The following is a 21,330-nucleotide window of genomic DNA, read 5'->3' as shown; positions in this document are numbered from 1 at the left end:
AGGCACTGGCGGCCAGGCCACGCATGACGCTTGGGGCGTCGTGACCGTTTACGGCGCTGAGCAAGCCGCCGATGGCGCTGACGATGAGGAACAGGGCAAGGAAGGACCAGATCACGATCTTCATGTCGGGGAACGGTATCCGGCCCACGCCGGCCCTCGGGGCCCAGGAGAGCAACACCGGCAGCAGCCCGCCGTCCCGGTGCTTCCGGCCGTGTCTCGCCACCGAGGCGCTCTTGGCGGTGACCGAGCGAACCCCACCTCAGATCACGTACCGCCCCACGTTCAGGGCAGCCGTACGACCAGGCGGAGCGCCTGCGATGAGGGCCGCGGTACAGCAGCGGAGTACAGCAACCGCCTGAACGCGGCTGACCGCCAACAGCCGTCGATGGCCGACTGCCCAGCCCACCGGGCTTCGATGACCTCCCGGCCGAGAGTTCGGGAGGAAGAGGTCGTGGGTTCAGATCCCGCCACCCCGACACAGGTCAGAGGCCACATACGGGTTTCCGTATGTGGCCTCTGCCGTGCTCGGGAGGGCCAGAGAGGGGGCAAAAGGAAGTTGATCAGGCCATCGCGCCGCCCCCTCGCGTCACCTTCGCCAGAACAGGTGGTGTGTCACGCCGCTCGGGCTGGGTGCGACCTCCAGGTGGAACCGGTCGAGCAGCTCGTCGGGGGACTTCCAGAGTCGCAGGCCGGACCCGAGCTTCACCGGCGAGACCGCCACATGCATGGTGTCGACGAGGTCGGCATCAAGGAACTGACGGATGGTGGTGACCCCGCCGCCGAGCCGGACGTCCTGGCCCTGCGCCGCTTCCCGCGCCCGTTCGAGGACCGCGGCCGGGTCGCCGTCGACGAAGTGGAACGTGGTGTCGGCGAGCGTGAACGACGGGCGTGTGTGGTGGGTCATGACGAAGACCGGAGTGCGGAACGGGGGCTCCTGCCCCCACCAGCCGCGCCACCCGTGGTCCTGCCAGGGCCCGCGCTGGGGCCCGAACTTGTTGCGGCCCATGATCTCGGCACCGATGTTGCGCGCGAAGTCCCGCGTGAAGTAGTCGTCGAGGCCCCGGCTCCCTCCGGGATCCGTGCGCATGGGCCAGCTCGCCGTGGCTCCGGCCCAGGCGAACAGCCTCTCGGGATGGTCGTGGCCGAACGGCCGCTCGAGACTCTGGTGCTCACCGGCACCGATTCCATCACTCGAGACGTTGAAGTTCATCACTCTGAGCAGTTGATCCACGTGTGTCCTCGTCAGGTCCTGTCGCGCCATCGTGAGCCGAGGCGCCGCACATCATGACGTCGAACGGGACGTGGCCGGATCGACAGCGGCCCACAGCAGAAGAACCCGGCCGTCAACGAAAGCGGTATTCGGCCAGGAGTGCCATGAGCCGCTGCCCTTCTGCCAGTCGGTGATCTTCATGTAGAAGGCGTCGCCGGCGAGGATCCGGTTGAGGGTGTACATCAGCTCGAGTACGGGCCTGCGGGAGAAATGACCCTGCCGCGCCCCGGCCTCGACGAAGGCCACGCCTGGTGGGGAGGCCGCCGGGCGACCGCCGACCACTACGAGGTGTGGTCCGGCTCGGTTTCCCGCTCAGTTGTTCTTCGGGGGGAGCTGGGAAGACGCGGGTTCGGGGGTGGGGGTGGGGGTGGGGTGTTTTCGTCTTGTGGGGAGCGGGACTCGGGGCTTTGCCTCGGGTACGGCGGGGCCGCCTTGGGCGGGGACTGTTCCGGATGCCGGTGCTTCCGCGGGTGCCGAGCGTCGGCTGGTCGTCCGCCGCGCCGCGCGTCGGCACAGGTGGGGCAGGACGGTGTAGAAGCGGTCGGGGAGGAACACGGCGTCCGCGACGATCATCGCGCCGGAGAAGAGGGGCAGCCCCATGAGCGCCGCGATGCCGATGTGCATGCCCAGCAGCAGGGTGAGAACCGGGTACTTGAGCCTGCCGAAGAGCACGAACGGGAAGGCGACCTGCAGAAGCACGGTCATGTAGCCGGCGAGGGCGACCAGAAGCGTGTGCTCGTCCACGAGGTGGGAGAGCGCGGGCCAGGGCCGGAAGAGTTCGAGGTTCAGGACGTAGTGGAGAGCGGTGCCGCTACCCCAGGAAGCGCCCTGGACCTTGTACAGGCCGGCTGATCCGTAGAGAAAACAGACCTGTGCCGCGATGACGAGCATGCCGCAGTTGTGCACCACCGTGACCAAGGTGGTCCGGGCATCGCGGAGTTGTCGCGCGAAGAGGCTCCGCGTCGGCTCCGTCGCGTTGGTGTCACGGGCCGCCTTCAGCCGGTGTCTGCGCGCGTCCAGGGACCAGCGCCGGCCGCAGGCGGTGAGGACGAGGTAGAGGGCCATCAGGAGGATCAGGTTGTCGCCTCCGTCCGTCATGAAGATCGCTCGCGCGTGGAACGAGGTCACCACGACGGCGAAGAGGACGGACAGGACGCGGGTCCGCCAGCCCAGCATGAACAGCGCGGACGTGACGAGGGCCAGTACGTAACAGAGCTCGAAGTAGGCACGGCTGCCGGACAGGGTCAGGACACTGAACCAGCCCGTCTGCTCGAAGAGCTGCAGTGCCAGGGCGGGCGTCCACGGAGAGCCGGGGCCCCAGATCTCGTCCCGGTGCGGGAACTCACGCAGCAGGAAGATCAGGTAGAGCAGCCCGTAGCCGATGCGCAGCACCGACGCGGCGTACAGGGACACCGGCCGTTCGGTCAGGAGTCCCCGTACAAGGGTGATCCGGCCGAGGAGCCACCCGTCGGCGCCAAAGGGCGCGGTCTTGTGCGCCTCACCGTGCATGGCGGGTCACCTTCCACCAGGGCAGCATGCGGTTCTCGACCGGCGTCGGCGGGCGGCTGCCGGCGCCGGTGGCGGTCGCGGCGACGGACAGGGTGACGACGCGGAGCTGAACGAATTCGAAGGTGCCGCCGCTGTGGGCGGCGACCCGGTCGGCGGCGATGTTGCTCAGGTACTTCTGCATCATCAGGGCGCGTTCCGTGCGCGGCTTGTCGTCTCCGCCGTGCGAGTCGACGTACGTGGCCCAGGCGCGGCGCAGCATGTTCTGGGCCGTGTGGCTCGGGAACACATGATGCTCGACGGCGGAGCGGTCCACGGCGGTCAGGTCGAACCAGGGACTCACCCGTACCGATCCGTCGGAGCGGGTGTGTGCGGTTCTTGCCAGGATCTGCCGGTTGACGGATTCGGGGTCCGGGGCGAAGAGCCGCCAGTTCTGTTCGAAGAAGGGGAAAACCCATGCATTGATCTGCGGACCGTAACGCTTGGAAACGGTGTTGGCAGGTGCCACATGAAGGAACACCAGAATCACGTGGACGACACTCACCGCCAGGCACAGGGCCACGGCGCCGCACAGCCCGGCTTTCAGTGCGCGGACACCTCTCGGCGGCCTGACGGGCTGGGCCGTTCTGTCATGGTATTCCTGCGTGACCGGACCGGATTCGGAGTGTCGGAGTTCCGTCACGTCCGCTGCGTCAATTCCGCTCGACACCGCCTACCTGTCTTTCTCATATCAGCTGCTCACGTCTGACTTTTACCGCTGAATGCCGTCGACGGCGCGCGGCGGATTCGATGAGAATTCCGCCGCGCGCCGTCATCCGGTGAGCGGACCGGCCGTCGTGAGCTCCTCAGCCCTCGTGGCTCTTGGAGTAGTCGTCCGCGTAGCCCTTGGGCGTGTCGCCGTAGCCGTAGTTCTTGTCCGACTGCTTGCCGTGGTCGGGCTTGCCGTGGACGGGCTTGGGCTGGTGGGGCCTGTCGTGGTGGGGCCTGTCGTGGTGAGGCCTGCCGTGGTCGGGCTTGACGGGCTGGAAGTAGGGCCCGAGGTCCAGCTTGCCGCCGTGGCCCGGCCGGCCCGGCTTGTCGTCGTGGCCCGGCCCGCCCGGGCCGCCCGGGCCGCCCGGCCCGTGACCGTTCCCGCCGCTGGTGTTCCCGGCCGTGTTGCCCGCGGTGTTACCCGTGTTCCCGGCGGTGTTGCCCGCGGTGTTGCCGGACGTGTTGCCGGCGACGTTGCCCTGCGTGCCGCCGGTCCCGACGAGGATTCCGCCCAGGAGGCCCCCCGTGACGAGACCGCCACTGGTGGTCGTGCCGGTGGTGGTGGTTCCCGCCGTCGCACCGGTGGTCGTGCCGGTGGTGGTACCCGTCGTCGTCGTTCCACCCGTGGTGGCGGTCCCGCACGTCGGCCGGGTGATCGTGTTGTTGATCATCGACACGATTCCGGACTCGTCCACGGCGCCGGCCAGCACGCGGCCCTCGACCACGGCACGGTTCTCCATGGTGAGGGAGGTGTGGGCCATGAACGTACCCACGGAGAAGGAGTCACTGCCGAAACTGGCGGAACTGCCGATCTGCCAGAAGACGTTGCACGCCGTGGCGCCGCCCGTGAATTCCATGCGGCTGCCAGATGCCAGCGTCAGTCCGGAGGGGACCTGGAACACCCAGACGGCGTCGGGGCCGCCGTTCAGCGTGAGAACACCCGAGTTCGTGACCACACCGGGGACGAAGTTGTACAGGCCCGGGCCCAGTCCCGTCGGGCCGCCCGCGCCGCTGAGCTCCGAGTTGAGGGTGTCGTCGACGGGGCCCCGGGCCGCGGCGAGGCTGTAAGCGGTCTGCAGTGCGGCATGGGCGCTGTTGGCCGGGCCGTCCGTCAGGTGGATGCTCCCGTTGATCACATTGGCGCACGGCGGGGACGCGGCGACCCCCGGCGGGGGCGGGTCACAGAATCCAGTGATCGAAGTGCCCGGTGACACCCCGACGTCTCCGCTGATCAGGGAGGAACCGGTGTTGGTGACCGCCTCGCCGCCCAGCACCGCGAAGCTGTTGGCAGCACCGAGGGGGACGGGTGTTGTGATGGCATTTGCCCGCGTGGGCACCATCACCACTGCGGCAGCAGCGATCAACACCGTGACGGTCGCCGCAATCCAGGCGGGCACTGAGCGCCATTGATACGCGCCGGAGATGTTCTGCGTCATCGAGGGGGGTACTCCTCTGGGGAAATACGGTGAATGGTTCGCTGTCCTTGCCGAGTTGCCGCGAGCCGGAACCTCTTTTCGTTTACAAGCGCCGTGGGATTCAGGGGTTTGCCCGGCGTTGTCCGGAAAGAGGTGGGATTCACATTAACTGGCGAGGCTCAATGGAGAACGTCAATGCGCGATCCATTCGGGTGGACTTCCGGCGGATCCAGTGAGACTCGTATCGGAATATCACATAAAGCTTTTTTCAGCGGACCGCCTCCGCCGCCCCCGGCGAAAACGAGGCGCCGGCCGTCAGGTGTCGAGCGGGCGGCTGGGCTGCGGCCCTCCGCGGCGGCTGTTCTCGCCCTGGCGGGGCCGCGGCGCGCTGTTCGTGGAAGCGGGTGTACGGCGTGATCGCGCGCCGGTGGCAGGGAACGAGTGGAGCAGGAATCCGGTGCTGGTGATCTCGATGACGCGGGCCAGGCACGGCGACGGGTGGTGCAGCCTCAAGGAAGCGTCGGCGTCCGTGGCGAGCCGGGATGCGCGGAGGAAGGCGTTCAGGCCGCTGGCGTCGCAGAAGGTGACCGCTGTGAGGTCGACGTCGATCCTGCGGATGCCGTCGCGCAGGCACGCGGCCAGCACGTCGCTCACCAGCGGCGCCGTGGTCAGGTCGATCTCTCCCACGAGGGTGATCAGAGCGCGGGTGGCGCGGTCGTGCCGGTACACGTTCAGCGGGGGAAGGGCCATGGCTCCTCTGTCCGACGCATGAGGGCGAGGGTGCGCGGGTGCGCGGGTGTCGGTGGCGGACGGATTGAACTCCCCTTCCGACAGGGCAAGTTGACGCCGTACGCGATGCTGACGCGGCCGCCGGGTCCCCGGCTGCGCGTCGTGCGATCAGCGGGACCGCCGGCCGGGACCGCCGGGAAGTACGCGCCTGCGGCCGGCGTGGGTGACGCCGGTGGCGGCGAAGATCTGCTGGGCCGAGGCGTTGTTGTCGTCCCGTACCGCCATGGCCATCGCGGCGCGGGCGCGCGAGGGAACCGTCTGCGGAGGGATCACCAGGAACAGGAAGTGGTCCTGTTCACCCCGAGTGACGATCATCGTGTCGTCAGCGACGGCCGACCAGTCGATGCGGACGGTCCGACCGTCGACGACCAGATGGCCCGGCCTCTCGTCCCAGGCGCTCGCGTCGAGACCGACGCGGGCGAGTGGGCCCAGCCGGGCGGTCAGCGCGGTGAGCAGCCCGGACAACTGGCCCTCCAGGTCACGTGACCTCGGCCACCACGCGCCGTCGAACGTCCCCGTGCGCTTGGGCGTTGTCTCCACCCGCAGGACCGCGGTGCCCGGGAGGATCGGCTCCCTGCTGGTGTCGGCCAGAAGCCTGATGGGGATCACGAGGGCTCACCCCGCTTCCTTCCGGGGGCGGCGTCCCCGCACGGCCGCCCGGGAGCGGCCGTGGTGGAAGGCCGCGCCGTGTTCACCGGGCTGCCTGTTGAACAGCTGGATGAGAAGCACACCCAGAGCGATCATCGCCAGGGGCGCGACCACGGTCACGAAGGTCGCCATGACGCTCACATCCCCCTCGGCCGATTCGGGGCCGCGGCGGGTGTGGCGGGTGCGGCGGCGCGGTCTCCGCCCCCGGCCAGGACCGGCGGGGTCGGTGGCCGTGCGGCCGGATCGCGGGCCTCATGCCCTCCTTCGGAGTCCCACACCTCCTTCACGGCCCGCTCGGCGGCCTCCTCCACGGTCCGCGCGGCCCCGGACGCCCTTGGCCGGCGCGCCGCCTCGTCCATCAACTGGCTCGCGGTCGACGTGCCCAGCGGGTCGCTCGCGGCGGCCATCAGCCAGGCGGCCGAGCCGGGGTCCGTCCCCGGCGGGACCACCAGCAGGTTCCAGCGGCCCAAGTGATAGGAGAGCAGGAGGATTTCATGCGGATCCTGCTCGGCCAGGAACCAGCCCACGTTCACCACGTGCCCGGCGACGGGCACCTTGCGCGGAACGACCGGCCAGTGGGTGGGATTCACCGTGACCCGCGTGATCCGCCCCCACAGCGGGTCCAGTACCGCTGTCAGGACGGGGAGTTCGGCCCCGAGATCACGGGAGCGGGGCCACCATGCGCCGTCCAGCAGGGCCGGCGCGGGACCCGCGGGCGCCAACGACAGACGGAGCGCGGAAGAAGAGGGAGAGGATGACGACAGCCGGTCTTCGATTGTCGGCAAGGGGACGATGGTCGCAGTCATGACGCGAACCCTGCCCCGGGCCGGCCGCAACCGGCCCGGCATATTCAATCGCCGAAAACGACACGAGCGTGGAAGCCGGTGCGCGGAATATCCTCGGTGATTTCAGCGTACTCCTCGGACCAGCCGAACGGGCTTGGGCGCCGGGGCCGATGCGTCCCGCCCCAGGGACCTCCGAGCGGAGTAGGGTCGACATACCGGGAGCATTTCGTACACCCGATCAGATGCCGGTGTCGTTCCCGGTGACCAACGCGGTCGGCGTCGTGCCTCCGCTTGAGGGAGGTGAGGACGTGGAAACCGTCATCACCGCGGCGGTGATCATCGCCGTGATCGCCCTGGGAATCGTCCTGATCCGTCGGCTCAACGCGCTGCACGACGCGAGGATCGGGGCCTACCGCTACGGCGACGCGCTGCCGGGTATCGGGCAGCCGCGGGCGAAGGGCCGACGAGCGGAGAAGCCCTCCGCGCCGCCCACCGCCGCATCGCCCCGTGTCGAGGACCCCGAGCCGGTCGAGGACCCCGAGCCGGTCGGCTTCCCGGAGGAGTCCGCCGGTTCCCCCGTGGACGCGGTCGGCAGCCAGGGAGGGCGTCACCCCGCGGAGTCACCGGAACTGCCCTTCGCCGGGAACGTCGACGTGCGTCTCGTCGCCGCCTCCCCGGAGGCCGCCCGTCAGGTCGCCGAGGTTCTGCGGCGCTGCTTCGCCTCGACCGAGCAGCGCAGCTATCCCGTCGGCACGGCGGCCGGCGGAACCCGCCTCCACCTCACGGTGGACACCGCCCGGGCGGCGGAGCCCGCGCGCTCCTGGCTGATCACCAGTCGGTCCTCCGGAAACGGCCGTACGCACACGGACGAGATCTGAAGCGGTGCCGCCATGGCCACGCTGCGCGAGCGGAAGAACTACCGCGAGGCGATCCTGAAGGCCCTGTACGAGGCCACGGAGGGCAATCGGCTCCTGGGCGTCACCGGCCCGAAGCTGCGCGACGAGCTCCGGATTCCCCGGCAGGATCTCGCTGCCGCCTGCGCGTATCTGGCGGGCGAGGGACTGGTCTCGGTCGACTGGGAGCAGGGGAACACCCCGGCGATGGTGTCGCTGACCCACCAGGGGATCCGGCTCATGGAGAGCGCGGAGGAGGAGCGCGGCTGATGCCGGGCCAGGCGCTTCCCCGGCCGCGCGGAGGCGAACGGCTCGAGGAGCGCCGTCCACACGGACGCCTGATGCTCGAAACGCATACCGGGCATACCATGAAAAGTGGGTCGGCACACTCTCACGTGCGGCCGGTCCGGAAGGGCGACCCCGGTGTGTATACGCCGGGGTCGTTGCGGTGCTGCGGACGACGGACGCGGGCCGCCGGGAGCAGGGCGGACGCTCTTACGGCCACCCGCCGTCGTGGCCGGGCCGTCATGGCGAAGCAGGCCCTCTCAGCGGGCCAGGCCGTCTCAGCGGGCCAGGTCCTCTCAGCGGGCCAGGCCCTTTCAGCGAACCGGGCGCCGGGGGGAGCCCCACATGGAGCGGGCCGCCAGGTAGAGCAGGTCGGCGACGAGGAGCAGTACGCCGGCGGACGCCAGGAAGAGCAAGCCGTCGACGGCCGCACCGATGGCGATCAGGGCGATTCCCGCGCCGAGCAGGATCAGGAAGAGGACCATGACGGACGCCTCCCGGGAAGGACCGCGTGGGATCTGCGAGGCCTGACCACGACGGCGGGGCGGTCTCAGGCGGTGCGGTGGGCGCGGTGGCGGACTTCCCGGAGCCGGACCTTCGCCGGGAGGCGGTCCAGGCCGGCCGAGTCCCGTGCGTGTGCGAGGGTTTCCCGGCTCAGTCGCCCGAGAGTGCGCGCCGGGTCCGCGTGAGGTTCCAGCAACAGCCGCACGCGGGCGGCCGGAGCGGTACGGCGGCCCGTCAGCCTGACATGGGCCCGCGCGACTCCGTCCAGGGCTTGCGCCTCTTCCTCGATGGCGTCCTCCAGCGTGCGGCCGTCGAGTCGGGCCGCCGCGCCGTCTTCGCTGTCGACGAGGACCCGGTCCAGGCGGTGTCGGCGTTGCGCGAGGAGCCACCACAGCAGCAGGACCAGCAGCACGGCGAGCACCGCGATGACGGTCGGCCACCACCAGCCCTCGTCCCGCCACCGGGTGCGTCCCTCGGCGCCCAGCACGACATCGTCCGGCCCGCGGAAGGGCCACCAGCCCGGCATGCCGAAATCCCAACGGCGCTGCAGATCCAGCCCGCCCAGCAGCACGCCGCCGCCCAGGACGAACAGTCCGAGGCCGACCAGGCCCAGCAGCACCCGGTTCACCGTCTTGAGCATGCGGATCACCTCAGCCCTTCTTCTTCGGGCGCCGGACGCGCACGGCGAGCGTGGGTGGACGGGCGAGGCGCAGGGACGTCACGGCGTCCTCCAGCGTGGTGTCCAGGTCCGAGCGGACCTCGTCGAGATCGCGGAAGTGCGCCCATGCCCGGACCTTGACCTTCCGGCGTCCGACGGCGACCTGGGCCGACTGGACGCCGGGCACCTGCATGGCCCTGTCGCGCAGCACCAGGGAGGCCGCGCGGCGGTGGAGCCCGGCGCGGACCTGCTGCGTCGCGGGAAGGCCGGTGGGCTCCCGCATGGGCAGCAGCCGGCGCAGTCCCGGTGTCACCGCCAGGAGGAAGAGCCACAGGCCGACGACCATCGCCACCACCGCCCCGACGATCATCCAGACGTCGTCCAGCGGCCGTGTGGCCAGTTCTTCGGCGAGCCGCCGCCGCCAGCGCATCGCCGAAGCGCCTGCCCGCACCGCGATCACGTCGTACAGGAGCAGTCCCGTGGCCGCGGCGGACAGCAGGGCCACCACGAGTGCGGGAATCCGCCGTGTCGACCAGAAACGGCGTGCGGGCCGGCCAGATGCACCGGCCTCCCCCGTCGCCTCCGCCCCCTCGCCAGTCCCCTCACCCGTCTTCGGGGTGCCGTCGGCGGGCGGCGGCGCCTGTTCGGAATCGGAGGGGAGGTGGCTGTCATCGGTCGGCTGCCGCCTGGTGTTCGAGCTCATCGCACCCTCTCCCGGTCCGTGTGCCGCGCATACACCGTGTGCAGTCTCCCGACCGACACCGCGAGGTCGGACACCTGCATGCCGGCCAGTGTCCTGAGCCGTTCGGTGACCTCCCGGCGCACCGCGGCGCACTGCGCCGGGATGTCGGACGGATAGCCGAGCTCGACGGTGATGCGCAGGCGTGCCTCGCCGAGCACCACCTGCGGTTCGGCGGCGGGCTCGCCGTCCCGTGCCCCGGTGTGCCGCTCCGGTGCCCGCCGCACGGATGTGCTCACGCGGGGTGTCCTGCGGCCGGGTGGTACGTGCCTGACCGACTCGGTGAACCGGCTCAGTGCCTCGCGCGCCACCCGGGCGGCGATCTTCGCCACGACCCGGTCGGCGACGGCGGTCGCACCGCGCTCCCCGCCGGGGATGCCGGGACGCCCGTCGGCTTCACCGGTCACTGCCACCAGGCTCCCCGAGGCCGTCGCCGGTCATCGTGGTACCGCTCCTGCGAGTCCCGGCGGCGGACGAAGTCGCCCGGTGCGTAGTCACCTTCGATGAACCGCCCGACCAAGTACCCGACGGCGCCGAGCCCCAGTACCAGCAGGAAAGCCCAGAAGTCACCGAAATACGCGGCGAAACCCAGCGCCATTCCGGCCATCAAGCCCACCACGGCCCTGCTCATCACGCGCTCCTTCACTCAAGCGGGCTGCTTCGCCCCGGCTACTGGATCCGCTGCCGCTCTTCCCCTTCGTCCTCCTCGTCGGGCAGCTTCACGTCGCTGACCGTGATGTTGACTTCCACGACGTCCCGGCCCGCCATCCGCTCCACCGCGGAGATCACGTTCTCCCGCACCGCGGCGGCCACGTCCGTGATCGAGACGCCGTAGTCGACGACAAGCTCCAGATCGATGGCCGCCTGCAGCTCGCCGACCTCGACACTGACCCCGCGTGTGACGGACTTTCCACTGCCGGCGCCGGGCATCCGCTCCCGCACGGACCCCATCGAGCGCGCGAATCCGCTGCCCAGGGCATGGACGCCGAGCACGTCCCGTGCCGCCATTCCGGCGATCTTCTCCACCACCACATCGGCGACGGTCGTCCGGCCGCGGGAACCGGGCGGACTGTCACGCTTGACGCCGGTGATCTCAGTCATCGAGCCTTCCTCCCTCAAGAAGCCCACCATGCACCATTAATTAATACTATATTTGTTTTAGCCATTTTGTCCGATATGGGAAAGGTGGGCGGCCGGTGACCGATGCGTTGACGCAGGCAGTACGGCACCAGCTCGACCTGGGCCGGCTTCTCCCGCTCGGTGGCCCCGACGACGGGACATGGATCACCGAGGAAGCGGCCGTCCGGGTTCTCGGGCGCGTAGTCGCAGGGATTCCCGGTGTCCGGATGGAGTCCCTGCGCGTCGGGGCGGCCCCGCTCGAGCCGGTGTCCGAGCCTGCCGTCCGTCCGCCGGCCAGCGCGCTGCCGCCCGGCCCGCTCAGGATCGACGCCGCCTTCACGGCATCCTTCGGGCAGCCGCTGCCCGAGACCGCCCTCGAGGTGAGGCACGCTCTGCTCGACGCCGCCGAAGGGCTCGGCCTGACCGCCGTGGCAGCCGACCTGCGCGTCACGGATCTCCATCAGGGCCCGGAGACCGGCGGGGCGTCGCGGAGCGCGGCGAGGGGCCTGAGGCCCACGGCCGATGCCGAAGCCGAAGCCGCGCGCAGCTCACCCCCGGCGACCGGCACGGGATCCCCGCAGGGGCTCGCCGGGGAGTTGGCGCCCGTCGCGGCGGGTGTTCCGGGGGTCGCCCGCCTCACCGCCGTGCTGGGGAGCCGCCCGGTCAAGGTGGAGGACCACGACGACCCGCCCGGCCGGCACATCGAGGTGCAGCTCGCAGTCGCCCCCGGACACCGTCCCCTCGACGTCGCCCGCGCCGTCCGGGCCGCCGTGGCCGCCGCGGCCACCGCCGGCGCCCCGGGCCCGGTCACCGCCGCCGTCCTCATCACCGAGACCACGGACCGGCCGCCCGTCACCGGCAGCCCGGCGAGCTGAGCCCGGCCCCGTCCCCGTCGCGCGGACGGTCCACCGGCCCTGCCCTGTCGCCGTGTGAGACCTGCCGTACGGGGAACTCGCCTGCAGATGAAGGGCCTGCGCTGCCGCCGGCCGACGATGCGGACGTCGCCCTTGCTCCGCGGTCGCGCACTGCGCATCTCGCAGGGGCGGCAGCGCACGCCCACCGCGGCCCGGCCTCGGCGGACCCCCGGCGGCGCCGAGCCATCCGCCCTTCGGAGAGAGTTCCATCGTCATGACCAGAGAAACCACGGTCCGCCCACCGCCCTCGCGGACATCCGGCAGCGACTTCGCCCGGCTGTCGAGAAAGATCGCCGATGCCGGCCTGATGGAGCGTCGTCCCGGATACTACGCAGTGCGGATCACCGTGGTGGTCGGGCTCTACGGCTGCGGATGGGCCGCCGTCGCGCTCATCGGCGACAGCTGGTGGGCGCTGGCCGTCGCCGTCTTCCTGGCCGTCGTCTTCGGCCAGGTCGCGCTGCTCGCCCATGACGCGGCCCACCGCCAGGTGTTCCGCCGGCGCCGGGCCAGCGAGGTGTCCGGACGGATCGCCGGTGCCGGTATCGGCATGGGCTACGGCTGGTGGCAGGACAAACACACCCGCCACCACGCCAACCCCAACCACGCGGGACTCGACCCCGACCTCGACCCCGACCTGCTGGTCTGGTCCCAGGACCAGGCCCGGGCCGCCAAGGGCCTCGCCCGCCTGCTCGGCCCCCGGCAGGCGTTCCTGTTCTTCCCGCTCCTCACGCTGGAGGGCTTCAACCTGCACGTGTCGAGCGTGAGGGCGCTGGCCAACCGCTCGCTCAAGCACCGCGCGCTCGACGGCACCCTGCTGTTCGCGCACTTCGCGGTCTACCTGGCCGCCGTGCTCTGGCTGCTGCCGCCCGGTATGGCGGTCGCCTTCATCGCCGTCCACCAGGGCCTGTTCGGCGTCTACCTCGGCTCCCTCTTCGCCCCCAACCACAAAGGCATGCCGATCCTGACCGGCGAGGACCGCCCGGACTTCCTCCGCCGCCAGGTGCTCACCTCACGCAATGTGCGCGGCGGCCGGTTCACCGACATCGCGCTGGGCGGGCTGAACCACCAGATCGAGCATCACCTGTTCCCCAGCATGCCCAGCCCCAACCTGCGCAGGGCACGGACCATCGTCCGGCGCCACTGCGAGGAACTGGGTCTGGACTACGCGGAGAGCGGGCTGATCAGCTCCTACCGGCAGGCCCTCGCCAGCCTCCACCGGGCCGGGGCTCCCCTCAGGCAGGCCCGCGTCGCCGCCCAGGGACCGGACGTGGCCTCCGGCGAGGACCCGGCACCCGGCCCGGTACGCACCTGACGCTCCGTCGGCGCGCCGGGCGGCCGTCGGAACGGCGCCGGAACGGCGCCGGAGCGGTGAAGGCCGGCATCGTCCTCGGTGTCGTCGACGTGGCCATACGGGTGCCGCCCAGCCGTTCGCCCGCCGCGTCTCCCCCGTCTGCCCCGGCGCGCGCCGGGGTCCGCCCGGGCGCACCCCGGCGGGCACACGCCTGACCGGGCCGCCGCAGTGGACGACGACCAGGTGCGGGTAGAAGGGTCGTCATGAGTGAAGTGGTGCAGGCTGCGCTGTGGGGACTGCTCGCCGGGTCGGCGCTGCTGATCGGGGCCGCGCTGGGATACGGGCTGCGGGTGCCCCAGAAGGTGATCGCGACCGTGATGGCCTTCGGTGCCGGGGTGCTGCTGTCCGCGGTCTCCTACGAGCTGCTGGGAGAGGCGTACGACCAGGCGGGCCTCGGTCCGGCGGCCGTCGGAACCCTCGGCGGTGCGCTCGCCTACACCGTGGGCAACATGTGGCTGGCCCGCCGGGGCGCCCGCCATCGCAAGCGCTCCGGTCACCACCGGGAGAGGGCGCAGCCGTCGGAGGGCGAGCAGAGCGGGTCCGGGACGGCGCTCGCGCTGGGCGCCCTGCTCGACGGCGTGCCGGAGTCCGCCGTCATCGGGGTGAGTCTCCTCGACGGCGGCACGGTCAGCCTGGTGACCGTGGCGGCGGTGTTCATCAGCAACGTCCCTGAGGGGCTGTCCAGTTCGGCCGGGATGAAGAAGGCGCACCGCGGCGCCGCGTACGTCTTCGGCGTCTGGGGCGCCATCGCCGCCGCGAGCACGGTGTCGGCCGTCCTCGGTTACACGGTGGTGGGCGCCTTCTCCCCCGCCGTGATCGCCGGAGTGACCGCGGTCGCGGCCGGGGCGATCCTCGCCATGATCGCCGACACGATGATCCCCGAGGCGTTCGAGGACACGCACCTGGCCATGGGACTGATCACCGTCAGCGGATTCCTGGTCTCCTTCGCCCTCTCCCACAGCTGATCGAGACCGGGGGCGGGGTGCGAGGCCGCGGGAAGCCGCCCCGGAAGCGCGGGAGGCGCACACTGGAAGGGCACACTGCCGTTCAGGGCGCGCCGGTGGCGGGTCTCGCCGCTACCGCGGACGCCTCCGCCGACGGTCCCCGGCCCAGCCGTGCCGGCCAGACCCCGGTCCAGCCGTGCCGGCCAGGAGGAACCATGCCCGTGTCCTCGCCCGGTGAAGGCGCCGTCCGGCGGCGGCAGATCGTGCCGCTGCTCGCCCGCCGTCGGGCCCGGCCCGCTCCGCCCTGTCCGTCGCGCCCGGCGCAGCTGCGGGCGCTGCTCGCGGTGCTGGACGAGGCGGTGGCCGCCCAGCGGCCAGCCGACGCGGCGGTGGCCGCGTGCGGGGAGCCCGGCCCCGTCTCCGGACGGGCCGCCCGGGACTGCGGCGACGTCAGCTCGGCCCTCCTGCGGCTGCGGGCCCGGCTGCGGGAGACACGGCTCACCGAACCCGACCTCGTGCGGGCCCGGGCGTACGCCGAGCGTTTGTTGTCCTACGCCCAGTGGATGGTGCGCCAGGCGGCGGACCTGGCCTTCACCGTGCACCCCGACGCCCGCACGGAGGCGGCCCGGCTGCAGCTGAACGGTCTGGGGCGGCCGGCGGACGAACTGCGGCGCCTGCGCGAGGAACTGGGAGCGCGGGAGGAGACGCCGTGACGGCGGCGGAGCCGGGCCGGCGGTTCGGGTGCGGCGGCCGGCGCGGCGAGGAGGCGAGGAAGGCGTCATGGAGTTCGACGTGATCGTGGAGATCCCCCAGGGATCCCGCAACAAGTACGAGATGGACCACGAACTGCACCGCATCCGGCTGGACCGGCTGCTGTTCACCTCGACCAAGTACCCGGCCGACTACGGCTACATCGACCACACGCTCGGCGGCGACGGCGACCCCCTGGACGCCCTCGTCCTGACCGGCGAGCCGACCTTTCCCGGCTGCATCATCGAATGCCGGGCCGTCGGCATGTTCGTGATGAAGGACGAGCACGGCCCGGACGAGAAGATCCTCTGCGTGCCCGCCCACGACCCGCGCTGGGCGACCGCGCAGGACATCGGGGACATCCCCTCCTTCGACCGGCTGGAGATCACCCACTTCTTCGAGGTCTACAAGGATCTGGAGCCGGGCAAATCGGTCGAGGGCTCCCACTGGGAGGGCCGCGAGCAGGCGTACGCGGAGATCGAGGCCTCCCGCCGACGCGCCGTGGAAGGCCCCCGCTGACGCCTCACCGCGTGACGCCTCACCGCGCGGGCGCCCGCGCGGCGCGGAGTGCCCCCTTCGCGCCCGGTGCGCGCCCCGCGTCGACCGGGCGCAGGCGGACGGCCGCGTCCAGGCCGGTGCCGGGAGCCGGCCGCAGGGTGACGTCGCCGCCGGACGCGTGCACCAGGTGGCGGACGATGGGCAGGCCGAGGCCGGTGCCGTCGTGGAGGGAGTCCGAGGCGCGCCAGAAGCGGTCGAAGGCACGCGCGCAGTCGGTCTCGGTCATGCCCGGGCCCTGGTCGATCACGTGGAGCTCGGCGCCGGGAGTCCGGTGCAGGGTGAGGGTGGAGCCGGGCGGGGAGACCCGCAGGGCGTTGGCGACGAGGTTGTCGATGATCTGTTCGAGGGCTCCGGGAATCGCCCACACCGGGCCGGGGGGTGATCCGGTGACCGCGAGCGCGACGTACTGCTCGGCGGCGAGCGGCTCCCACATGGTGACCCGCTCGGCGAGTACGGCGTCCAGGTCGACCGGCTCGGCGGTGGTCGCCGTGTTCTCCAGCCGGGCGAGGGCGAGCAGCCCCTGGACCATGCGGCCGAGACGTTCGACCTCGTCGATGGTCTCGTCCAGGCTGGCATGGGCGCGCGGGTCGAGGTACGGCTCGAAGTTCTCGAGGCGCAGCCGCAGCGCGGTCAGTGGGGTCTTGAGCTGGTGGGAGGCCTCGGAGGCGAAGGCGTGCTGGGCCTTGAGCAGATGCTGCAGCCGGGTGGCGGTCCGGGTGAACGAGCTTGCCAGACGGCGGAGTTCGGGCGGGCCGGTGGTGGCGTCGGGCGGGTGGGCGAGGTGGCCGTCGGCGAGCTGCGCGGTGGCCCGTTCCAGGGTGCGCAGGGGGCGGGTGATCCAGCGGGCGAGCGTGAAGGCGACCAGGGCCACCACGGCCAGGACACAGGCGCCGGCCAGCGCGAGGGCGAGCCAGATGCGGTGCACCCGGTCGGTGACCACGGTCATCGGGTACGTCAGCCGCAGCGCGCCTCGCACAGTGGTGCCGGAGGAGCCGGGCAGGGTGGCGGAGAGCACCTCGCCGCCGTCGGCGTCGGTGCGGGTGGTGACGGTGGTCCGGTTGCGCAGGGCGGCGGCGATGTCCGGCTCGCGGGAGAGGTCGGTTCCGGGGCGGTGGGCCGCGGCGCCACCGGCACCTGCGGAGTCCGCGGAGTCCGCGGAGTCCGCGGAGTCCGCGGAGTCCGCGAGGACGATGCCGGTGCGGTCGACCACGATCACGCGGCTCCCCGACTCGGCGGCGTACTCGCCGACCAGAGCGGGCAGTTCGGACGTCTTGCCCTCCTCGATGTCCTCCTCGGCCAGCTCGGCCAGCATCGACGCGTCCCGCTCGGCGCTCTGCGAGAAGCGGGCGGTCTCCCCGCGGGCGTAGATCCAGCCCAGCGGGATCTCCAGCCCGGCCAGCACGAGCAGGGCCAGGCCGAGGTAACTGAGCAGCAGACGACGGGTCATGCGCTGGCCCCCGGTGGCGGAGCCCCCGGCACGGTGAGGCGGAAGCCGACGCCGCGCGCCGTGGTGATCCAGCCCGCGTCGCCGAGCTTGCGGCGCAGGGAGGCGACATGGGCGTCGAGGGTTTTGGTGGGGCCGAAGAAGTGCGGGTCCCACACCGCGTCCATGATCTGCTGCCGGGAGTGCACCGCCCCCGGGTCCTGGGCGAGGTAGGCGAGCAGGTCGAACTCCCTGGGGGTCAGGGCGATCTCCCCGCCCTCGACCCGGACCTGCCGGGTCCGGCGGTCGACCTCCAGCGAGCCCAGCCGCTGGGGGGCGGCCGCCGTGGGCGGAGCGGTGGCCTGGGCCGGTGGCACCGTCGGGAGGGCGCCGGTCCGGCGGGTGACCGCGCGGATGCGGGCCACCAACTCCCGTACGCCGAACGGCTTCGCCAGGTAGTCGTCCGCTCCGAGTTCCAGGCCCGCCACCCGGTCGGCCTCCTCGCCCCGCGCGGTGATCATGATGATCGGGACGGGCGAGCGGGCGCGCAGGCTGCGGCACACGTCGAGGCCGTCCATGTCCGGCAGCCCGAGGTCCAGCAGGACCAGGTCGGCGGAGCCGTCGCCGGCGAGTCCGGCGGCGCCGGTGCGCACCCGGTCCACGGTGAAGCCGTAACGGCCCAGCCCCTCCGTGAGGGGTCCCGCGATCCGGTCGTCGTCTTCGATCAGGAGCAGCCGCATGGCGACAGGCTCGCACAGCTGAGCGGGGGCGCTTGAACTGTTCACGGGAACTCGCGGGGACCTGGCCGGGGGCGCCTTCGCCGTCCTGTGGGGTCAGCCCTCGTCCTCCTCCGTGCCCTCCTCCTTCGTGTCGGTGACCTTGTACGACGTGTCGAGGTAGACCTCGACGGTCGAGCCGTCGGCCTTCTTGATCTCCACCGCGTACATGCCGGGCTTCTCCACGTCCTCCTCGGACTTCACGACCGTCCCGGGGTACGCGGCGAGCGCCGCCGCCTCGGCCTTCTCCTTGACCTCGCCGGTCAGCGGCGGTTCCGTCTTCTCACCGGCCTCCTCTGCGGCCTCGCCCTCGGCCTGAGCGCCGCCCGCGCTCCGCGCCGACTGCCGGCTGTCCGCGGCCGCCGAGCCGCCGGAGTCGGAGTCGGCACCGCCGCCACAGGCGACCAGGGCGAACATCAGGACGGCGGCGGGAGCGGCGGCGGCCAGGGCACGACGGGGCAGTGCACGCATCAGACGTCTCCAGAGCTTCGGGGAGCGGGGGCCGGGGCGGTTCGCCGCCGGTCCTCCGGGGGATGTCGACGACCCTAGGGACACGCGGTACAGAGCAAGGCCAGAGAAACGACAGCGGCAGACCAGCAAGCGGCCAATCTTTCGCCGCTCGCGCCGTGGACGGCGTCTGCGCCGCTCGCCCCTGACTCGGCGTAAAGGCTTTCTCCAGAGCTGAGGCGTACTGCACCTCGGACGCCCCGTCGGGGCATACTCCCGGACATGAGTCCGGTCGACAGGAACGGGCCCGAGCCGTCCGCCCGGCTCAACGGGCACGAGCAGGAGCCGGCGGGTGTGACGCAGTACGCTCGGGGCGCGGCCTGGGTGGTCGAGGCGCGAGGCGCCTACGACATGCATTCCCTGGGCCCGCTCGCCGACGCCCTGCGGGCAGCCGCCGAGGAGCACCCCCGCGTGGTGCTGGACGCCGCCGGGATCACCTTCGCGGACTCCACGCTGCTGAACCTGTTGCTGCGCGTCCACCAGGTCACGACCCTGCGCGTGGCCGCTCCCGCACCCCAGCTCAGACGCGTCCTGGAGGTCACCGGAGCCGACACCGTCCTGGACGTGCGGGACACCGTCGCGGACGCGGCCGCGTCCTGAGCCGGCACCCCCCGTTCACCGGGGCGGCCCCGATCAACTCGATGACGCGGTGGCGGAGTTCCCCGCGCCCGGTGTAACGGTCGGGAGGGTCCGGCCGCGTCGATCGCCGTACCACGGCGTCCGGGTCCCGGTGCCGTACCACGGCGTCCGGGTCCCGGTGCCGTACTGCGGCGTCCGGGTCCTGGTGCCGTACTCCTGCCGTGCTGTTGCCGGAGTCCGGCACCGGAACCCTCCGCAGTGCTCCCCTCGGGCCATGATGGGCGACCGGCGCACGCCCGCGCATTGCCGATCTCCGGCAGTGTTCACTAGGGTCTGGATGCCGGTGGGCCGCCGAGGCGGTGTCGACGGCGCGTCAGGATGCGGGGGGGGCGACGTGACGGACCGGGGGATTCCGGAGCGGTATCTGGACGGCTACACCCGCATCCTGGAGGAGGTCTCGGCCACCGGCCGCCGCCTCACCCGGGAAGAGCTCGAGGCCCGGCGCGTGCTCGGCGAACAGGCCGCGGAGGCAGGTCACGGACTGCGCGCCCTCGTCAGCGCCCATCTGTCCGCCACCCGCGCGACCTGGCCGCAGGTCCTGACCGCGTCCGAGAGCACGCTGGCCGCCGCGCACCAGGCGATAGACGCGTTCGCTGAGGGCTACGAACGGGCCCAGCGCCTCGCCGTGCGCCAGGAGGAGGCGGCGCGGCGGGAGTTCATCGACGACCTCCTGTACGGGCGCAGCGACCTGGGCCGCCTCGCCGAACGCGCCGAGCGCTTCGGTCTGCGCCTCTCCCACGCCCACGCGGTGGCCGTCGCCGAGGGCCCGGCCGCCTACGAGGAGGGCGCACCGGTCCCCCGGCGGGTGGAGCAGGCCCTGCTGGCCCGGTTCGGCCATCGCAACGTGCTGCTCACCACCAAGGACGGCCGGCTGCTGTGCATCGCCCCCGGCTCCGAGGAGGAGATCCTGCCCTGCTTCGCCCAGCAGGCCCACGCCGCCACCGAAGGCGGCAGGGTGGCGATCGGGCGCCCTCAGCCCGGGCCCGGCGGGGTCGTCCAGTCGTACGAGGAGGCCCTCAACGCCCTCGAACTGGCCGAGCGCCTCGGTCTGGACGACCCGGTGCTGCGCGCCGTCGACCTGCTCGTCTACCCCGTCCTGACCCGCGACCGCCAGGCCATGGCCGACCTCGTCCTCGGCACCCTCGGCCCGCTCACCACCGCACGCGGCGGCGCCGAGCCGCTCCTGGACACCCTCACCGCGTACTTCGACTGCGGCTGCGTCGCCGCCGAGACCGCCCGGCGCCTGTCCCTGAGCGTGCGCGCCCTGACGTACCGCCTGGAGCGCATCCACAAGCTCACCGGCGCCGATCCCGCCGATCCCGCCCACCGCTACAAGCTGCAGACCGCGGTCATCGGGGCCCGGCTGCTGGACTGGCCGGCCAGGGACGTCTGACCCGTCGGGCCGAGCACCGAAGCGCCGGGGTGCTTCGGCGACATCCTTGAGCTGGGTACTAAACTCCCATAAAGGTCATTACCGAACATATTCCTGAGGGACCGATCTCTGAGGAACCGACGATGGGTCTCGGTGTCAGGCTTTCGGCCGTGCGGCGCGGGTCCCTCGCCCGCGTGTCCGTGGCCGTCGCGGTCGCCGCCGCCCTGAGCCTGGCCGGGGGCTGCGCCGGGGGCGGTGGCGGCGGCGGGGATGGCGGGATCACCCTCGCGCCGTGACGGGCGCCGCCAGCCCGTAGGTGACGGCGGCGGCGCCGAACGGATCGCGGTGTTCACGGTGTCGGGGACCCTGGCGGCGGTCGGCGGCCTGTTCGTCGCGTCGCGGCTCACCTCGGCGAGCCAGGTCCCGGGCTCCGGCATGCTGCTGATCAACGCCGTCGCCGCCGCCGTCATCGGCGGCACCAGCCTCTTCGGCGGGCGCGGCTCGACCTGGTCGGCGCTGCTGGGCGTGCTCATCATCCAGTCGATCGCCTCGGGCATGGCGCTGCTGGGGGTCGGATCGCCCGTGCAGTTCATGATCACCGGTGGGGTGCTGTACACCGCGGTGGTCCTCGACTCCCTGACGCGGCGCACGGCGGCCGTGCGCGGACGGACCTGAGCCGAGCCCGGACGACCCTCCCGGCCCGGCCCTGCCCCGCCGTGCCTGGCCTGCCTGCCC

General features: G+C 71.9%; 27 protein-coding genes and 1 pseudogene. 10 read left to right on the top strand and 18 right to left on the bottom strand.

All coding sequences use genetic code 11. The annotated features are described in order from the left end of the window. Positions 1-586: 586 nt before the first annotated feature. From ACFY30_RS17050 to ACFY30_RS17010, 9 genes are all read right to left on the bottom strand, one after another. Positions 587-1,231: a dihydrofolate reductase family protein gene (locus ACFY30_RS17050; protein ID WP_390845974.1), complete on the bottom strand. Its 645-nt coding sequence runs from the start codon at positions 1,229-1,231 to the stop codon at positions 587-589. Positions 1,232-1,282: 51 nt separating this feature from the next. Beyond that, positions 1,283-1,516 (bottom strand): hypothetical protein, encoded by a 234-nt coding sequence (locus tag ACFY30_RS17045; RefSeq protein WP_390845973.1) that lies wholly within the window; start codon positions 1,514-1,516, stop codon positions 1,283-1,285. Positions 1,517-1,582: 66 nt separating this feature from the next. After that, on the bottom strand, positions 1,583-2,779 hold the full coding sequence (locus ACFY30_RS17040; protein WP_390845972.1) for an HTTM domain-containing protein: 1,197 nt from the start codon (positions 2,777-2,779) through the stop codon (positions 1,583-1,585). Next, positions 2,769-3,458, bottom strand: a complete 690-nt coding sequence (locus ACFY30_RS17035; protein WP_390845971.1) for a DUF5819 family protein — start codon at positions 3,456-3,458, stop codon at positions 2,769-2,771. Before ACFY30_RS17035 ends, ACFY30_RS17040 begins: the two co-directional genes overlap by 11 nt. Positions 3,459-3,621: 163 nt before the next feature. Continuing rightward, on the bottom strand, positions 3,622-4,962 hold the full coding sequence (locus ACFY30_RS17030; protein ID WP_390845970.1) for an ice-binding family protein: 1,341 nt from the start codon (positions 4,960-4,962) through the stop codon (positions 3,622-3,624). Between the two features lie 294 nt (positions 4,963-5,256). Further along, positions 5,257-5,691: an STAS domain-containing protein gene (locus ACFY30_RS17025; protein ID WP_390845969.1), complete on the bottom strand. Its 435-nt coding sequence runs from the start codon at positions 5,689-5,691 to the stop codon at positions 5,257-5,259. A gap of 147 nt (positions 5,692-5,838) precedes the next feature. Further along, positions 5,839-6,339, bottom strand: a complete 501-nt coding sequence (locus ACFY30_RS17020; protein WP_390845968.1) for a DUF5994 family protein — start codon at positions 6,337-6,339, stop codon at positions 5,839-5,841. A 6-nt stretch (positions 6,340-6,345) separates the two neighbouring features. Next, positions 6,346-6,510, bottom strand: a complete 165-nt coding sequence (locus ACFY30_RS17015; RefSeq protein ID WP_390845967.1) for a hypothetical protein — start codon at positions 6,508-6,510, stop codon at positions 6,346-6,348. Between the two features lie 5 nt (positions 6,511-6,515). Further along, a complete protein-coding gene (locus ACFY30_RS17010; protein ID WP_390845966.1) occupies positions 6,516-7,184 on the bottom strand; it encodes a DUF5994 family protein in 669 nt (222 codons plus the stop codon). Between the two features lie 608 nt (positions 7,185-7,792). Between ACFY30_RS17010 and ACFY30_RS17005 the strand changes: the two genes are divergently transcribed. Both ACFY30_RS17005 and ACFY30_RS17000 read left to right on the top strand, forming a co-directional pair. Further along, positions 7,793-8,041 carry a hypothetical protein gene (locus ACFY30_RS17005; protein WP_390846125.1) on the top strand — a complete coding sequence of 83 codons (249 nt, stop codon included), beginning with the start codon at positions 7,793-7,795 and terminating at the stop codon, positions 8,039-8,041. 12 nt (positions 8,042-8,053) lie between these two features. Beyond that, entirely contained in the window at positions 8,054-8,326 is a 273-nt protein-coding gene (locus ACFY30_RS17000; RefSeq protein WP_390845965.1) for a hypothetical protein, read from the top strand. A 329-nt stretch (positions 8,327-8,655) separates the two neighbouring features. On the opposite strand, the gene ACFY30_RS16995 is transcribed toward ACFY30_RS17000, so the two are convergent. The 6 genes from ACFY30_RS16995 to ACFY30_RS16970 all read right to left on the bottom strand — a co-directional run bounded on the left by ACFY30_RS16995 (position 8,656) and on the right by ACFY30_RS16970 (position 11,343). Next, positions 8,656-8,826: a hypothetical protein gene (locus ACFY30_RS16995; protein WP_390659319.1), complete on the bottom strand. Its 171-nt coding sequence runs from the start codon at positions 8,824-8,826 to the stop codon at positions 8,656-8,658. 65 nt (positions 8,827-8,891) lie between these two features. After that, positions 8,892-9,485 carry an alkaline shock response membrane anchor protein AmaP gene (gene amaP, locus ACFY30_RS16990; protein WP_390845964.1) on the bottom strand — a complete coding sequence of 198 codons (594 nt, stop codon included), beginning with the start codon at positions 9,483-9,485 and terminating at the stop codon, positions 8,892-8,894. Between the two features lie 10 nt (positions 9,486-9,495). Continuing rightward, positions 9,496-10,206 carry a DUF6286 domain-containing protein gene (locus tag ACFY30_RS16985; protein ID WP_390845963.1) on the bottom strand — a complete coding sequence of 237 codons (711 nt, stop codon included), beginning with the start codon at positions 10,204-10,206 and terminating at the stop codon, positions 9,496-9,498. Continuing rightward, positions 10,203-10,649, bottom strand: coding sequence for an Asp23/Gls24 family envelope stress response protein (locus tag ACFY30_RS16980; protein WP_390845962.1), 447 nt, complete (start codon positions 10,647-10,649; stop codon positions 10,203-10,205). Before ACFY30_RS16980 ends, ACFY30_RS16985 begins: the two co-directional genes overlap by 4 nt. Further along, on the bottom strand, positions 10,646-10,873 hold the full coding sequence (locus ACFY30_RS16975) for a hypothetical protein (protein ID WP_390845961.1): 228 nt from the start codon (positions 10,871-10,873) through the stop codon (positions 10,646-10,648). The genes ACFY30_RS16980 and ACFY30_RS16975 overlap by 4 nt, the downstream gene beginning before the upstream one ends. Before the next feature lie 38 nt (positions 10,874-10,911). Then, positions 10,912-11,343 (bottom strand): Asp23/Gls24 family envelope stress response protein, encoded by a 432-nt coding sequence (locus tag ACFY30_RS16970; protein WP_390659314.1) that lies wholly within the window; start codon positions 11,341-11,343, stop codon positions 10,912-10,914. Positions 11,344-11,438: 95 nt separating this feature from the next. Between ACFY30_RS16970 and ACFY30_RS16965 the strand changes: the two genes are divergently transcribed. The 5 genes from ACFY30_RS16965 to ACFY30_RS16945 all read left to right on the top strand — a co-directional run bounded on the left by ACFY30_RS16965 (position 11,439) and on the right by ACFY30_RS16945 (position 15,839). Continuing rightward, positions 11,439-12,236: a hypothetical protein gene (locus ACFY30_RS16965; RefSeq protein ID WP_390845960.1), complete on the top strand. Its 798-nt coding sequence runs from the start codon at positions 11,439-11,441 to the stop codon at positions 12,234-12,236. 253 nt (positions 12,237-12,489) lie between these two features. Continuing rightward, positions 12,490-13,587 (top strand): fatty acid desaturase family protein, encoded by a 1,098-nt coding sequence (locus tag ACFY30_RS16960; RefSeq protein WP_390845959.1) that lies wholly within the window; start codon positions 12,490-12,492, stop codon positions 13,585-13,587. A gap of 242 nt (positions 13,588-13,829) precedes the next feature. Next, on the top strand, positions 13,830-14,591 hold the full coding sequence (locus ACFY30_RS16955) for a ZIP family metal transporter (RefSeq protein WP_390845958.1): 762 nt from the start codon (positions 13,830-13,832) through the stop codon (positions 14,589-14,591). A gap of 194 nt (positions 14,592-14,785) precedes the next feature. Further along, positions 14,786-15,283 (top strand): hypothetical protein, encoded by a 498-nt coding sequence (locus ACFY30_RS16950; RefSeq protein WP_390845957.1) that lies wholly within the window; start codon positions 14,786-14,788, stop codon positions 15,281-15,283. A 67-nt stretch (positions 15,284-15,350) separates the two neighbouring features. Then, the gene (locus tag ACFY30_RS16945) at positions 15,351-15,839 is read left to right on the top strand and encodes an inorganic diphosphatase (protein WP_390845956.1); all 489 of its coding nucleotides are present in this window, start codon (positions 15,351-15,353) and stop codon (positions 15,837-15,839) included. Between the two features lie 19 nt (positions 15,840-15,858). Here ACFY30_RS16945 and ACFY30_RS16940 read toward each other — a convergent pair whose 3' ends face one another. The 3 genes from ACFY30_RS16940 to ACFY30_RS16930 all read right to left on the bottom strand — a co-directional run bounded on the left by ACFY30_RS16940 (position 15,859) and on the right by ACFY30_RS16930 (position 18,548). Next, complete coding sequence (locus ACFY30_RS16940; RefSeq protein WP_390845955.1) at positions 15,859-17,325, bottom strand: sensor histidine kinase; 1,467 nt, start codon at positions 17,323-17,325, stop codon at positions 15,859-15,861. After that, positions 17,322-18,041, bottom strand: a complete 720-nt coding sequence (locus ACFY30_RS16935) for a response regulator transcription factor (RefSeq protein WP_390845954.1) — start codon at positions 18,039-18,041, stop codon at positions 17,322-17,324. The genes ACFY30_RS16940 and ACFY30_RS16935 overlap by 4 nt, the downstream gene beginning before the upstream one ends. A gap of 93 nt (positions 18,042-18,134) precedes the next feature. Next, complete coding sequence (locus ACFY30_RS16930) at positions 18,135-18,548, bottom strand: PepSY domain-containing protein (RefSeq protein WP_390845953.1); 414 nt, start codon at positions 18,546-18,548, stop codon at positions 18,135-18,137. A 258-nt stretch (positions 18,549-18,806) separates the two neighbouring features. Between ACFY30_RS16930 and ACFY30_RS16925 the strand changes: the two genes are divergently transcribed. The 3 genes and pseudogenes from ACFY30_RS16925 to ACFY30_RS16915 form a co-directional block, all read left to right on the top strand. After that, entirely contained in the window at positions 18,807-19,184 is a 378-nt protein-coding gene (locus tag ACFY30_RS16925) for an STAS domain-containing protein (RefSeq protein ID WP_390845952.1), read from the top strand. A gap of 373 nt (positions 19,185-19,557) precedes the next feature. After that, positions 19,558-20,616: a PucR family transcriptional regulator gene (locus ACFY30_RS16920; RefSeq protein WP_390845951.1), complete on the top strand. Its 1,059-nt coding sequence runs from the start codon at positions 19,558-19,560 to the stop codon at positions 20,614-20,616. Positions 20,617-20,931: 315 nt separating this feature from the next. Continuing rightward, positions 20,932-21,270: pseudogene (locus tag ACFY30_RS16915) on the top strand (sugar ABC transporter permease); the annotation flags it as partial. Positions 21,271-21,330 lie beyond the last annotated feature (60 nt).

It is taken from the genome of Streptomyces sp. NPDC000345 (genome assembly GCF_042898825.1).
Taxonomy (GTDB): Bacteria; Actinomycetota; Actinomycetes; order Streptomycetales; family Streptomycetaceae; genus Streptomyces.
Note: the sequence above shows the minus strand (reverse complement) of the source record. Positions and strands in the feature narration are given on the sequence as shown.

Coding starts and splice junctions, on each gene's coding strand:
- ACFY30_RS17040 (WP_390845972.1), bottom strand. CDS start 2,779: ATGCACGGTGAGGCGCACAAGACCGCGCCCTTTGGCGCCGACGGGTGG.
- ACFY30_RS17030 (WP_390845970.1), bottom strand. CDS start 4,962: ATGACGCAGAACATCTCCGGCGCGTATCAATGGCGCTCAGTGCCCGCC.
- ACFY30_RS17025 (WP_390845969.1), bottom strand. CDS start 5,691: ATGGCCCTTCCCCCGCTGAACGTGTACCGGCACGACCGCGCCACCCGC.
- ACFY30_RS17015 (WP_390845967.1), bottom strand. CDS start 6,510: ATGGCGACCTTCGTGACCGTGGTCGCGCCCCTGGCGATGATCGCTCTG.
- ACFY30_RS17010 (WP_390845966.1), bottom strand. CDS start 7,184: ATGACTGCGACCATCGTCCCCTTGCCGACAATCGAAGACCGGCTGTCG.
- ACFY30_RS17000 (WP_390845965.1), top strand. CDS start 8,054: ATGGCCACGCTGCGCGAGCGGAAGAACTACCGCGAGGCGATCCTGAAG.
- ACFY30_RS16995 (WP_390659319.1), bottom strand. CDS start 8,826: ATGGTCCTCTTCCTGATCCTGCTCGGCGCGGGAATCGCCCTGATCGCC.
- amaP (WP_390845964.1), bottom strand. CDS start 9,485: ATGCTCAAGACGGTGAACCGGGTGCTGCTGGGCCTGGTCGGCCTCGGA.
- ACFY30_RS16985 (WP_390845963.1), bottom strand. CDS start 10,206: ATGAGCTCGAACACCAGGCGGCAGCCGACCGATGACAGCCACCTCCCC.
- ACFY30_RS16975 (WP_390845961.1), bottom strand. CDS start 10,873: ATGAGCAGGGCCGTGGTGGGCTTGATGGCCGGAATGGCGCTGGGTTTC.
- ACFY30_RS16970 (WP_390659314.1), bottom strand. CDS start 11,343: ATGACTGAGATCACCGGCGTCAAGCGTGACAGTCCGCCCGGTTCCCGC.
- ACFY30_RS16960 (WP_390845959.1), top strand. CDS start 12,490: ATGACCAGAGAAACCACGGTCCGCCCACCGCCCTCGCGGACATCCGGC.
- ACFY30_RS16955 (WP_390845958.1), top strand. CDS start 13,830: ATGAGTGAAGTGGTGCAGGCTGCGCTGTGGGGACTGCTCGCCGGGTCG.
- ACFY30_RS16950 (WP_390845957.1), top strand. CDS start 14,786: ATGCCCGTGTCCTCGCCCGGTGAAGGCGCCGTCCGGCGGCGGCAGATC.
- ACFY30_RS16945 (WP_390845956.1), top strand. CDS start 15,351: ATGGAGTTCGACGTGATCGTGGAGATCCCCCAGGGATCCCGCAACAAG.
- ACFY30_RS16940 (WP_390845955.1), bottom strand. CDS start 17,325: ATGACCCGTCGTCTGCTGCTCAGTTACCTCGGCCTGGCCCTGCTCGTG.
- ACFY30_RS16935 (WP_390845954.1), bottom strand. CDS start 18,041: ATGCGGCTGCTCCTGATCGAAGACGACGACCGGATCGCGGGACCCCTC.
- ACFY30_RS16930 (WP_390845953.1), bottom strand. CDS start 18,548: ATGCGTGCACTGCCCCGTCGTGCCCTGGCCGCCGCCGCTCCCGCCGCC.
- ACFY30_RS16925 (WP_390845952.1), top strand. CDS start 18,807: ATGAGTCCGGTCGACAGGAACGGGCCCGAGCCGTCCGCCCGGCTCAAC.